This is a genomic window from Nocardia goodfellowii, from assembly GCF_017875645.1.
In the GTDB taxonomy this organism is placed as follows: Bacteria; Actinomycetota; Actinomycetes; order Mycobacteriales; family Mycobacteriaceae; genus Nocardia; species Nocardia goodfellowii.
Map to the genome: position 1 here is coordinate 3696133 of NZ_JAGGMR010000001.1, position 12796 is coordinate 3708928.

Below are 12796 nucleotides of genomic sequence, written 5' to 3' on the forward strand. Positions count from 1 at the left end.
ACGTCAACAAGCTGTCGTACCGATATCGTCCCGCGCCGCGTTGCGTGCGTAGCGGGTGGCTGGGAGAGTGCGTCCGGTGCCCATCGGGACGATCGACAGCATGACGGGAGAGGGAATCATGCCGCAGCCGTGCATCAACCGCCGGACCCTGCTCAGCGCGGCACTGCTATCGCTGGCGGCATGCGCGACCGAGACCGCGCCCACCGAGGTGCGCCACGACAGCCCCGCAGAGGTGCCGCACGACGACCTCGTCGCCCTGGAACAGAAATTCGACGCCCGCCTCGGCGTCTACGCCCTGTCCACCGCGACCGGTCGCACCATCACCCACCGCGCCGACGAACCCTTCGCATTCTGCTCGACCTTCAAAGCCCTCGCCGCGGCCGCGATCCTGCACCGAAACCCGCTGTCCCACTTGGACACCGTCCGCGCATACACCCCCGCCGACCTGATGAAAAGCTCCATCATCACCCGCGACCACGTCGGTACCGGCATGACCCTCCGTGCCCTGTGCGACGCCGCCGTCCGCTACAGCGACGGCACCGCCGGCAACCTCTTGCTCCGCGAACTCGGCGGCCCCGCCGAACTCACCGCGTTCGCGCGCACTCTCGGCGACACCGTCACCCGGATGGACCGCACCGAACCCTTCCTCACCGAGGCCACGCCCGGCGACCCCCGCGACACTTCCACCCCCCGCGCCCTCGCCGCCGATTTCCACACCCTGCTCCTCGGCGACATCCTGCCCATCGACAAACGCGCCTTCCTGCTCGACCTCCTCGAACGCAATCGCACCGGTGACCAACGCATCCGAGCCGGCATCCCCCCGGAGTGGCGTGTCGCCGACAAGACCGGCACCGGCGACTACGGCACCCTGAACGACATCGCGGTTCTCTGGCCCCCGAGCACACCACCCATCGTCCTGGCGCTCATGTCCAGCAAGTCCGCCAAAGACGCACCCTACGACCAAGCCCTGCTCGCCGAGGCTGCCGAGTACGTCGCGGCAACACTGGCCTGACGGTCATCGCGCGGATTGTCACCGCTGCGTATGAGGCGAATTCGATACTGCGGTCTGAGTTGCGACGAGGCCGCGCTGCATACGGTGCCAGCATGGCAACACATCGAGCGACAGTCGCAACACGACAAGGGGCTCCGCCCCGTCCTCGTCTTCTTCGCGCTGGCCTTCGTGCTCACCTGGATGTGGTGGATACCGGCCGCCTTGATCGAGCGCGGCACCCTGCCCCTGGACCTGCCCTGGATCGTCCTGATGATCCCCGGCGGCCTCGGCCCGCTGCTCGCGGCTCTGATCTGTTCCAGCACAGCCTCCGGCGGTCCCGGCGTCCGGCCGTTCCTGCGGCACGCCTTCCAATGGCGTTCCGCCCCAGGGTTTTACGTCCTGGCCACCTTCGGTATGGCCGCGATGGTGCTGGGCACCGTCCCCGTCCATTTGATCGCCGGAGCGACCTGGGACTCCTCCGGCGCCCTCGCCGGGCTGATCGCCCTCGCCCCGATGTTCGTGTTCACCTTCATCCTGGGCGGCGGCATCGACGAAGAATTCGGCTGGCGTGGCTACGCCCTCCCGCGCCTGCAAGCCGAACTCCCACCCTGGTCGGCCAACCTCCTCCTCGGCGTCGCCTGGTCACTGTGGCATCTACCCCTCTGGTGGAATCCCGCTGTCGCACAATCGAACCTGAACTTCCCCCTGTACCTGCTGTCGACGACCGGCTTCAGCCTCGTCCTCGGCTGGCTGTACAACACCTCGGGCGGCAACGTCATGCTCATCGTCACCGCCCACACCTGCTCCAATCTCGCCTACGGCCTCCAATCCGCCGCCATCGACCCGGTCTACCAGTGGATCAACGTGGCCGTCATGGCCGGTTCCGGCCTGCTCGTCCTCGTTCTCACCCGCGGGCGGATCGGCTACGCCCGTGACACCACTTCCGAACGACGCCGCAATCGGTATGTGACGGTGCCGGAATGGCGACGTCGTTCTCAGTCGGGGGATCGCTGACTACGCAGCCGGTCGATTGCGTTGCGCGAGCTGACGGTGTCCGGATGGTCAGTGCCCAGAATTCGGGTGCGGTCGGTGAGGTTGCGCTCGTGCAGGACAATGGCTTCGGCCGTTCGCCCCGTTTTGTGGTAAGCGCTGGCGAGGTTGTTGCGGCAGGTGAGCGTGTCGGGGTGGTCGGGACCAAGGATTCGTTCGCTATCGGCGATAGTCCGGTCGTAGAGGGGGATGGCGTCGGTGGCCCGGCCCGCTTTGCTGTAGGCGCTGGCGAGGTTGTTGAGCGAGGACAGCGTGTGCGGGTGGTCGTCGCCCAAGATCCGTTCGCGGTCGGCCAGGTTCCGCTCGTGCAAGGCAATGGCTTCTGTGGACCGTCCGGCCCTGCTGTAGGCATCGGCGAGGTTGTTGCGGGAGGTGAGGGTGTCCGGGTGGTCGGGGCCCAGGATCCGTTCCCGGTCCGCGAGATTGCGTTCGTAGAGCGGGATGGCCTCGATGACTCGTCCCGCCGCGCCGTAGAGGCTGGCGAGGTTGTTGCGGGAAGTAAGGCTGGTCGTGTGGTCCGGGCCCAAGATCCGTGCGGTATCGGCGAGATTGCGCTCTAGCAAGGCAATGGCTTCGGTGTTTCGTCCGGTTCTGCGGTAGGCGCTGGCCAGGTTGTTGCGAGCGGTGAGGGTGTCGGGGTGGTCGCTGCCCAGAATGCGTGCGCGGTCGGCGAGGTTCCGCTCGAGCAAGTCGATGGCTTCGGTGAAGCGCCCCGCTGATTCGTAGGCGCCGGCGAGGTTGTTGCGGGAGGTGAGAGCACTCGGGTGGCCAGGGCCCAAGACCCGTTCGATATCGGTGACAGTGCGTTCCAGGACCGGGATGGCCTCGAGGGTTCGCCCCGCCGAGCCGTAGACGCTGGCCAGATTGTTGCGGGAGGCGAGCGTGTCTGGGTGGTCGGAGCTCAGGATTTGTTCGCGGTCGGTGAGGGTGCGCTCCAGCAGGGGGATGGCTTCGGCAATTCGTCCCGCTTTGCTGTAAGCCTCGGCGAGGTTGTTCTGGGAGGTGAGCGTGTCGGGATGGTCGGTGCCCAGGACCCGTTCGCGGTCGGCGAGATTGCGTTCGTAGCGTGAGATGGCTTCGGTCGTTTCGCCCGCTGAGCCGTAAGCGCTGGCGAGATCGTGGCGGGAGCCGAGCGTGTCCGGGTGGTCGTTGCCCAGGATTCGCGCACGGGCGGCAAAGGCGCGGTGCGCGTACGCGATGGCCCGATCATGTCCGCCCTGACCCTCGAGAAACTTGCCCGCCCGGCTGAGGATCTCCGCTGTGACGACCGTGTCGTCGCCGGAGCGGGCGAGCAGCACATCGACATGCGGCAGCAGAAGGCGCCACGTCGGCCAGGTCGCCGGATCTCCCCAGTCCGGCAACGCTTTCCGCAGCATGACGGCAGCGCGAGCGTGTGCGTGCTCGATCACCGCCGGCATCCGTTCCCCATCGTCGAGATCCGGCGTCCGAGCCACGGCCTGCACCAGCCGATGGATGGCCAGGGTGCCCCTTTCGGGGTTCGGGGTGATCATGTTGTACGCCACCAGGGCACCGAGTGCGGAGTGCAACGCGGGCGGGTCTGCCAAACCTTCGAGCAGCGTGACCGGGATGGTGTCGGGGGCATACCAAGCCAGTATCCGCAGCACGTCCGCGGCTAATGGATGGTCCGTGATGATCCGGTCCAGCGTGACGCGCCAGATCCGGGCGATCGTGCGATCCGGATCAGCGGCCTCCCCGGTCTGCCGATACATATCCCCGGGATACTGCGACAACAGGTCGAGATAGCCACGTGGAGTGATGAACGGGTTCTGCGCGAGATACGCGCCCGCCTGCTCGACGGCCAGCGGCAAATGCCCTAGGACCGCGCACAATTCGACGACTCCGTCGAGCGAGCGCGGCCCGTCCGCGGTGACGAGGCCGGTGAGCAAAGCCTCCGAGTCGGAGGACTCCAGGACATCGACCCGAACAATGGCGGCCCCGACGCTTTGCCATCCCGTGCCGAGGCGACTGGTGATCACGATCCTGCCACCGCCGTGAGCGCGAGCGAGCACGTCCGCGATATCGGCCGGGTTGTTGACGTTGTCCAGCACCAGCAACCACCCGCTGTGGGTGGCCAGCCATTGCAGAGTCCGTTCGGCGAGTTGCTCCACGGTCAAGACTTGCGCCAACGCCGGTTGCAGAGCACCGGCAAACTCCGCCAGCCCCCGCTCGACGCCCGCGGACGTATCCGCGGTAACCCACCGGACCGGAGCACGCCCACCCCTCGCAGCCCACTCCGCCACCAACGTCGTCTTGCCGATCCCACCCAAACCATGGACCGCCAGCACCACTGGCCCCGCCCCGGACAATGCCGAATCCAAGCGAGCCAGCTCCCGCTCACGTCCCACGAAATGAGCCGAGCGCGCGGGCACATTATCGATGCCCGGCGGTGCCTGAACCTGTGCGATCGGCCGGAACGCCTCTACGGGCAGCTGTATGGCGCGGGCGTTGTCCCCGGTAAAGGCGGCACCGACAAACGAATGCTCGCCGATCGCGATCGACCGCTCACCGGAAGCGTGCGTGTCGGTCACCGAGTCCGTGGTCTTCGCGGACCGGCCTTCCCAGCGCCAGCGGGGCATCCGTCCCGCCTTATCAGCTGCGGTCGCCGGTTGAGATGTCCCCGCCCGTGGCGCCTTCCACAGCCACGGACCGACTACCTGACGCTGTCACGCTTGCCTGCGCCGTTGTCCCGGAACCACCCGGCGAAGCCGTACTCGTGCCGTTGATATTTCCAGTACTGATAGAGCCAGCGGTATCGCCCCGTACAGCCACACTCCGTTCGCCCGATGCGACAACCGCCGATGTCGTTGCCCTAGTGCTGTTTTGGCGCACGAACTGCCACAATGACGCCACGAACCCGAGCACCGTCAACGCGCCGACAAACAGCCACCACCACCACTGTGCCTCAGCACCTGTGGCCATATTCACCGCGATAGCCGAAGCAGTCGCGACGACCGCCACCAGCGCCGTCGGCGCTGCTACCCGAACCAGCACTGCCCCCGTGGAAGCCACCTCGAATCCTTCCTGAGCACTTCCGCCACGCGCGAATCCCGTATGTGACAAGGCTAAACCGCCATCCACTCCGGTACCGCGATATAGAACATGCTTGGGGCGGCACGAGGGATCGGTTACTGGAACTGTCGTCAGGTCTTGCTCGCCGATGGGCCAGCTGGGCCGCGTCAGGGTGACTCTTTGGTCGGGCAGCGGTGGGCACAAAAATCAGCCCCCAGTGAGAGCGAGGAGCAATTCCGGTGAACTCGGTACGGATTCACGGTGCGGGATCGGTTGAACCCACTCATGAAGTCCCCCCGGCTACGGTCCAGGAGCTCGCGATCATCGTGTCGAAAATGCCTGCGCGACTATAGCTTATGGTCGAACTCGCGGCTTGGTGCGCGCGCTTCTGTTTGGCGAGCTGACCGAACTGCGGCGGGAAACGTCGTAGTGGCGAAGGATCGAATAACGCTCAAGATCCGTCTTGGCGTCGTGAGGACGAAGGAAGACGGACGGAAGGTCGAGACCACCAAGTCCCGCGCTGGCGTGCGACCGGTAACCGTGCCACCGCTAGTTCATCTAGCTGAACCCATAACCGCCTGGAATCAGCTATCCGGTTGGTCACTCCGCCGCAATCCGTACAGGATTCTGTAGCCAAACATCGGCTGGTGTATCTGATCGAGGATGACGGGGATGCGGTTGTGGTGCATGCCTGCGGCATCACTACCGATGACGCGATCAACCTCGCGACAAGTGGCACCAGCCTCATGGGATGGCACAGCTAGTCGAGGAGAGCCAGACCTGGTTCCAGCGATTCTTGCCGCGGTGTGAGTACCGCTCGGCGGTTTGACCAAGGCCTGACCGAGGAGCTGGGAGACCTCATCGATCGGCACTCCTTTTTCGAGCAGCCTACGGGCGTACGTTGGCCCGTTGCAGTAACCGGACATCCGGCCAGTATCTTTCGAGACCAACGATGCGCACGAGGTTGTTCAGAATTGTCGGGTATAAAGCTGTACAACCGTGCCGGAATTCGCTGTGGCTATGTCCGTGAAACGCGAAAAGGCGAACCCGTCGATAACGAAGCTATGGTCACTGTCGAGCAGTAACGACGCACTGTAACCTCTACATACTCAGTCTGTAGTGGTTTGAACGCAATATTGCGAATGCAATGTCTGTAATGAGGGTAAGTTGATTCGTAACGGTCAGGGGATCGGGGGCAGCGAATCCATTGTGTCCCATGGAATCTTTCGGCCGAAACGCACTGTTGCGAATTCACTCCACGGCGGCGCTTGATGAGTACACTCATCACCGTTCGATCACAGTTGCTCCGAACCTGCTGTGGCACCTCCACTTTCGTCGTCCTCGCTCTCGGGGGACGGCGGGGTTCGTCAGGGTTGTGGTGGCCGAAGCCGCTCCACGCTATGTGGGGCTGCTTCGGCCGCCGCAACCAATCGGCGGGTCCTACAAGTGAAGAGCGAGGTATTGGTGCAATCACGTGAACCGGACGCGTCCCGGCAGCTTGACCGGTGGGGCGGGAAGAAACGCTGGCTGGAGTGGCTTCTGTGGCTGCGAGCCGGAGTGACCGGGACAGACCTGGCGGTGCGGGTAATTCCGCATATGAAAGAAGCCGCCAGCTCGCTGGTCATGACGACCAAAGAGCTGGCGGCTTGGTTGCTGCGCACGTAGGTCCCTGAAAGATCAACCGTGTCAGCTGTTTCGTGGTAGGAGGCTTGGATCGTGCTGCGCAACAGCCGGTTCCGGCCTCCTATCACGCTCAGGCTTCACCTGAGTGGCGTGCGGAACGATGTCCAGCACGACTCCGCACTCTACAGTCGGCATGTTCCATATGGACTGATTTGTTGCCATATGGCAAGCGGACCGCGGTCACGAACCCTCGCAGACAGAAGTCCGGACTGGCTAACGCGTCCTGGATGTGCGATCGAGAGCGTCCACCCTGGCCTTCGCTACCCGGGCGTAGGCGCGCCAGGACGGTCTGCCGCTGCGGATGAAGGCCGGCGGGCTCATTGTCCGGGCAGTCCCAGGGCTGCTGTGTACGTGGGTTCGCGCCAGTGACCGGGGGCTCGCGTGGTGTCTTCGATCACCTAGATAGCCGACGGCCGCGGTCGAGAGGAGGCTCGCCGGTGGCTGAATTGGTCGGGACGGTTCGCCCGAAAAGGCGATGTCTCAGGTGCTCGGTTCCGCCCGGTCCGAAACGCGCCGCCGACTGTCGAACCTCGGTTATCGAGCAGGCCGTGCCGATACTGGACCGATGAGCGAACCGAACCATGGTTGTGAGATTCGGCGGTGCCTCCTGAAACCTGAAGGGCTGCGGCAGAAACATGCTTGGGTCGCCGTGGATGATCAAAACAATGCCCTATCGGTCTTTGTTGCGATCCAGGCCGGCAAGCTGGCGATGGTGGATTGCGCCCTGTACACCACTCCGTCGCGACGAGGACTGAAGCTGGCCCGGGATCTGGTATCTCAAGCACGCAGGGACCTCGCTGCCGAGGACCCCTCGATGGCTCTGCGCTGGAGCGGTAAAGCAACGCCGGACGGTTATCGGATAGCCGCGTCGTTTGGATTCAGTATCGGTGACGAGGAGTCCGCAGAGTTGGGTGCGCGGCTCGATAAAAAGCTTGCTACAAAGCCTAACGACGATAATCTTCTAGCGTTCGCGGCGCTCCGCGCGCAATACGATGGTCGGCTACCCTGCGACCCGGTCAGGCAGGAGAGGGCGGACCATGATGGCCGGGAAGCGCTTCGAGAGGCTGCCCATGTCCTCGGGGCGCAGGTGATCGAGGAGGGGTAGCGCGGTGGTCAGCTCGCATAACTAGACCGATTGAGCCTCTGGCGCGCGAACTGTGTCGATGATGCCCCCACAAGCACCATCATTCGCACCTACAGAATATAACTTGAGTCGAACGCGTGTTCGATATCGAGCGTCCCTTCGGATGCGCCGTAGCAAAAGGTCCCGTTCGTACGAATGCTATTAGACAGGATGCTCGTCGACACCTTGCTCGAAATGGGTCACTCGGAAGAAGGCGGTTAAATGAGGTATTCGCAGGCAATCACGACCAGCGGTGATGCGATCGAGCTTGACGGTCTTACTGTTCTAGTCGGGCCAAACAATTGCGGAAAGTCGACTACGCTCCGAGATATTCGCCATATCATCACTGGAAAACTCGAAAACATATTTCACGCGGTCCAAGAGTTGAGTACGGAGTTTTCCCCTGGATCATCCCTTTACGATTCTATACAAAATGACAAGGCTCGTTTCAGTGGAAACGGTTTGAACTATGTCGGTCTCGGGGTTGACTTGAATTCTCGGGCTGAATTTACGGTCGACGACGGCTCCGCGCATATATGGGCAGCGAACTCTATACTCGGTAAATCGAGTGCTTCTCGGGAACAAACTACTTATAGCCAAAACTTCGGGCAGCTTCACGTTGCGCACCTTACAGCGGGAAGTAGGCTCGACCTCGCGAATTCTTGCCCGTCAGTAGATATTCAAGACGATGCGGCATCGCCAGCAAAGCTCCTCCAGTGGCTTCTTCCTCGGAGGGAGGTGCGGGCTGAGCTCGCTGCTGCATTCAAGGAAACCTTCGGGTTGGATCTCGAATTTGACCCCTACGGGTTGGCGAAGGTTCGACTGCGAGTTTCTGAAAGCTTCCATGCGGCTCCTATACAGGTCGATGAGGCGGCGCAGTATTATCGGATGTTTCCTGAACTCGAGGAGCAGGGCGACGGGATGAGGAGCTTTGTGGGCATTGTGCTCGGCCTACTGCTCGCAGGCGATCGTCTGATTTTGATCGACGAACCGGAAGCTTTCCTGCATCCTGAACAGGCTAGGCGACTGGGCTTATGGATCGCGCGCAATTCCGGCAAGCGGCCCGGTCAACAGATCATGTTGGCTACTCATAACGCACACTTTCTGCAAGGGTTGATTTCCGAAAACGCGGCTGTGAAGATTATTCGACTTCGCAGAGATGGCGTTGGCCCGATACGGTTCTCGCCGATCAGTGGGAAAACTGTTAGCCAACTCGCCAGGGATCCGCTCCTTTCAAGCCAGCGGGTAATTGAAGCTATCTTTCACAATCACACGGTAATTTGTGAGGCGGATAGCGATAGGATAATATACCAGGCAGTCGCAGCGAAGATATTCAATGTCACTGACACTCTTTTTGTAAATGCTCAAAATAAACAAACATGCGGTCGCATAGCATCGGTGCTGATCGAAGCAGGCGTAGTACCTCGAACGGTTGTGGATATTGATATACTTCGCGATGCTGTGGACCTCAAGAAGCTCATGGAAGCTTATGGAGTAGATGATCCGGCGCAGGCTGAGATACTCGAATTGCGCAGCAGGATCGCAGCGGAAATTGAGGATTCAATCTCGGAAGGGGAAATATTTCAAAGTAGAACGGAAGCATTTCGTAAGCTGGCGGAAGAATCCGCAACCCTAAGCAAGGGTCAGCTACGATCAAAGGTGGATGAAATCCTTGGATTAAGTAAATGGTCCGCACTTAAGAAGTGCGGGATTGCGACGCTATCCGGGCCAGCTAAAGAAGAATTTCAGGAACTGCTGAACAAATTAACAAAAAGGGGTATCGACATTGTGCCAGTCGGTGAACTGGAAAGTTGGATAGAGCTCGGGAGGAGCAAAGGCCGGTGGGTCGAACCCGCCCTTGAAATAATTTACGCGAAGCAGGCAGGAAAACCGTTGGAAGACTTCGTCGAGCGCATTCTGCAACCAGTTACCGCCGATCCGGGAGCCGCCACGATTTAGTCTGCGGGCTGCTTTGAGCCGACCAGCTCTATAGCTGATCGCCGAGCTTGGCTGGGCGGTGCGCATCGAGTGCGCTCATCAGCGACCGAGGATCCGTACCGGCCGACCATTTGCCGTAAGTGCCAGCCTGCCAGGCGCATAAGGTCGTTGTCTTGGCGCAGCCGGACAGCACCACGGTGGCCTGGCGGGCGTGTAGCGCGGGCAGCCAGCTCCCGGTGCTCGGTCTCGCGTGGCGGTAGTTGCGGTCACGGATGCTGGCCAGGTGGGGGCGGATCCACTACAGCAGCGCGCTGCGGTGACGACCGTATGCGGTGATCAGTTCAATACCGGCCGCGATTCCAGGAGACCGCGGCAGTCGTTCGGCGGCGGGCAGCATGCGGCCGAGGTAGGCGGCGAGGTAACCCGGCATGGAGACATTCGATCCGTTCGGTTCGACGTAGTAGCGCCAGCCAGTGCGGCGCAGGGTTTCGTTACGGTACTGGGTGATCCGCACCCATGCGCTGGCTCGTCCACGAGACCGCCGAGTTATCAAGTGGTCCGGTGGCACCAACCCTATGAGATGGCACAGCTAGTCAGCGGTGCGGTGCAGTGCCCAGTGCATCCGGAACCATTCTCGCTGCGCTGGTTCCATGGCGATGGTCAGTGGTTTGCCGTGCAGGTCGCCGTAGAGCGGAATGTCCCGGAACGGTTGGCGCACATTGATAGGGTCGTCGGGATCCACGGCCAGGTCGCCGCTGTCGAACAAGGTATGCAGGTCGCGACGCAGCAAGATGCCTCCGTGGTCGTGATGTTGACCGACCTTGGCGTAGCTATAGAGGTGACAGGCGTCGAGTACCGAGGGATGCAGGTCGCCGGAGAAGGCACACCGTTCCTGATACTTGGCCAACAGGAGCTTCCGGAACTTCGTTTGTCCCAACCGTGCTCGCACCGTCTGCTGTGTATGCCCGCCCTGGATCTGTATTTGGGTTGCATCCAACGGCGCCAGCTGGGCACCGCCCGACTTGGCAGCGACTGCGGCTCGGAAACCCGCCCAATCGATCTCACGGATACTAAGTTGCGACTTGGGCTGCCTGCACAACGCTCGAACTCACTGCCGCCGAGCATTCCGTCCAGGTCGACCCAGCCTTGCTCATGGCTGGATCGGAAATGCGTCGCAGGGACTTCCTCGATCACCGGGTCCTCGAAGATCGCTCCGCAATCGCATCGAAACGTCGGCTTTGCCTGGACGCGTCGTTTAGAACCCGTGTCGTCAGCCCGGACAGCGACCACGGGGTTTGGTGCCCTCCCACGAGTCGATCGTCTCGATCACCGACGCGCCGACCAGCTCTTCGTTGTCCCACACCGCGATCGCGTCCCCGACGCGGATCTGGCGGAAGTTCGGAACGTAGTTGTCCCAGTAATAGTGCCGTGAGGGGTGGTCGTCATATTTCAAGCCTCGACCCAGTCTCGAATACACAGCCTTCGAGAGCACCAACCACGCCCTCTACCCCTCTCCCGTCACCGACAGACCGGAACCATCGCTATCGATCATCGCTCTCTGCACTTCCCGACCACCACATCCACCGACGTCCGGGACAGTATGACCTCACCCACCGACATGTCGCTTTAACGCACATCAACGGCGTCCGGAACGCATACTCGGGCCGTCGGGGGAGAGGTAGCTCTCGCCGTCCACCACGTTGGATCCAGTGGGACGAGTGACCTTCGAGGGGGTCGTCACATGCTGAGTTGCATCTGATTGGGCACACGTTGGGCACAAACAAAATCAGCCCCGGTGAAAACCGGGGCTGATCAAGTAATACGGTGGTGCGCGATACTGGGATTGAACCAGTGACCTCTTCCGTGTCAGGGAAGCGCTCTCCCGCTGAGCTAATCGCGCGAGGTGGAGACGGGAATCGAACCCGTGTGCACGGCTTTGCAGGCCGTTGCCTCACCACTCGGCCACTCCACCGTACATAAAGGGGGAAGGCGTACTGCCCTACCTCTCGAGCGGATGACGGGATTTGAACCCGCGACCCTCACCTTGGCAAGGTGATGCGCTACCACTGCGCTACATCCGCATTTCGCCTCGGGTGCCTTTCGGCTGTCCCTCCGACGAGAGAGAACATTAGCCGACCATCGCCTCGAGCGACAAATCGCCTGGTCAGCCGGGGTGAATTACACCTTTGTAGTTCGTATTGCGACTGCTCTGCGTCGCTGGAAACGGCCCGCGCCGGCCGTGCAAGCACTCGCCGTCCCAGCCGTCGAACCGTCATCCCTTGCATCGCTAGCGGTCGTCGCCACGGTGACCGAGGTCGACCTGCGCGCAGTGTCGACCTGCGCGCAGTACTGGCACTACGTCGGCTGGCTGCCGCCGCGACGCTGTGTCGCCTCCTTTGGTCGCCCGGGATCCCACGCGCTCGCTTGCACCGCACAGCGTTTCGCCACGTCCGGATGGCGATTTGGTGACTCCCCAGAGGTGCGTGCTAAAGTTCCATCTCGTTCGGAACGACCGTAAACGCCGCCCGAACGCCCGTCAGGTCCTATAGCTCAGCGGGAGAGCGCTCGCCTCACACGCGAGAGGTCGCTGGTTCGAAACCAGCTAGGACCACCTCCATATCCCTTAGAACCGCCGAGCACTCTAGTGTCGGCGGTTTTTTTATTTGCCGTTGCCTGCATCGATTGAGACGTAGGTCTGCGAGGAACCCACTGCGTGGGTGCTCGCGACATCTCGGAGTCGTTCGGCTACTGCGGCGGATGACCGACTCTGCGCAGCTTTGGCGAGTGTGCGCCCGACGTATGAGCGGCGAACAACGTGGTGATGGTTGGCTGCGGTTCGATCGCCGAGGTGACCCGCGCTAGTTTGTCGGCCTCGCTGTCTTCCGCGCTGTGGTATCCGCGGCGGACGCATCCCGGGTGGTCGTTGCGGCACGCTGCCAGCGCCTACGCCGATGCGCAGGCGGCCACCTCTGATTCACGCG

At 62.1% G+C, this 12796-nt stretch carries 8 protein-coding genes and 4 tRNA genes; 5 read left to right on the forward strand and 7 right to left on the reverse strand.

Annotated elements, in window-relative coordinates; translation table 11 throughout:
* The first annotated feature begins 118 nt into the window (after positions 1-118).
* Together bla and BJ987_RS38020 are read left to right on the forward strand one after the other, a co-directional pair.
* Positions 119-1012, forward strand: coding sequence for a class A beta-lactamase (bla, locus tag BJ987_RS16825; protein WP_209898545.1), 894 nt, complete (start codon positions 119-121; stop codon positions 1010-1012).
* 84 nt (positions 1013-1096) lie between these two features.
* The gene (locus tag BJ987_RS38020; RefSeq protein ID WP_209890661.1) at positions 1097-2005 is read left to right on the forward strand and encodes a type II CAAX endopeptidase family protein; all 909 of its coding nucleotides are present in this window, start codon (positions 1097-1099) and stop codon (positions 2003-2005) included.
* Here BJ987_RS38020 and BJ987_RS16835 read toward each other — a convergent pair.
* The gene (locus BJ987_RS16835; RefSeq protein WP_209890664.1) at positions 1987-4638 is read right to left on the reverse strand and encodes a tetratricopeptide repeat protein; all 2652 of its coding nucleotides are present in this window, start codon (positions 4636-4638) and stop codon (positions 1987-1989) included. The genes BJ987_RS38020 and BJ987_RS16835 overlap by 19 nt on opposite strands.
* 2681 nt (positions 4639-7319) lie before the next feature.
* Between BJ987_RS16835 and BJ987_RS16840 the strand changes: the two genes are divergently transcribed.
* Both BJ987_RS16840 and BJ987_RS16845 read left to right on the forward strand, forming a co-directional pair.
* On the forward strand, positions 7320-7859 hold the full coding sequence (locus BJ987_RS16840; protein WP_209890667.1) for a hypothetical protein: 540 nt from the start codon (positions 7320-7322) through the stop codon (positions 7857-7859).
* Between the two features lie 240 nt (positions 7860-8099).
* Positions 8100-9836, forward strand: a complete 1737-nt coding sequence (locus tag BJ987_RS16845) for an ATP-dependent nuclease (RefSeq protein ID WP_209890670.1) — start codon at positions 8100-8102, stop codon at positions 9834-9836.
* A 277-nt stretch (positions 9837-10113) separates the two neighbouring features.
* Here the strand turns inward: BJ987_RS16845 and BJ987_RS16850 are convergent, their stop codons facing one another.
* The 6 genes from BJ987_RS16850 to BJ987_RS16875 form a co-directional block, all read right to left on the reverse strand.
* A complete protein-coding gene (locus BJ987_RS16850; RefSeq protein ID WP_209890673.1) occupies positions 10114-10329 on the reverse strand; it encodes a hypothetical protein in 216 nt (71 codons plus the stop codon).
* A 75-nt stretch (positions 10330-10404) separates the two neighbouring features.
* A complete protein-coding gene (locus BJ987_RS16855) occupies positions 10405-10722 on the reverse strand; it encodes an HNH endonuclease signature motif containing protein (protein WP_209890675.1) in 318 nt (105 codons plus the stop codon).
* Positions 10723-11085: 363 nt separating this feature from the next.
* Positions 11086-11268 carry a hypothetical protein gene (locus BJ987_RS16860; RefSeq protein ID WP_209890678.1) on the reverse strand — a complete coding sequence of 61 codons (183 nt, stop codon included), beginning with the start codon at positions 11266-11268 and terminating at the stop codon, positions 11086-11088.
* Between the two features lie 372 nt (positions 11269-11640).
* A tRNA-Val gene (locus BJ987_RS16865) sits at positions 11641-11715 on the reverse strand.
* Between the two features lies 1 nt (position 11716).
* Positions 11717-11787: transfer RNA gene (locus BJ987_RS16870), tRNA-Cys, on the reverse strand.
* A gap of 37 nt (positions 11788-11824) precedes the next feature.
* A tRNA-Gly gene (locus BJ987_RS16875) sits at positions 11825-11896 on the reverse strand.
* A 458-nt stretch (positions 11897-12354) separates the two neighbouring features.
* On the opposite strand from BJ987_RS16875, the gene BJ987_RS16880 reads away from it, so the two are divergent.
* Positions 12355-12426, forward strand: a tRNA-Val gene (locus tag BJ987_RS16880).
* The last annotated feature ends 370 nt before the right edge of the window (positions 12427-12796 follow it).

What these genes read in the sequence shown, in the direction of transcription:
- bla (WP_209898545.1), top strand. Translation starts at nt 119, where the DNA reads ATGCCGCAGCCGTGCATCAACCGCCGGACCCTGCTCAGCGCGGCACTG.
- BJ987_RS16835 (WP_209890664.1), bottom strand. Translation starts at nt 4,638, where the DNA reads ATGCCCCGCTGGCGCTGGGAAGGCCGGTCCGCGAAGACCACGGACTCG.
- BJ987_RS16840 (WP_209890667.1), top strand. Translation starts at nt 7,320, where the DNA reads ATGAGCGAACCGAACCATGGTTGTGAGATTCGGCGGTGCCTCCTGAAA.
- BJ987_RS16845 (WP_209890670.1), top strand. Translation starts at nt 8,100, where the DNA reads ATGAGGTATTCGCAGGCAATCACGACCAGCGGTGATGCGATCGAGCTT.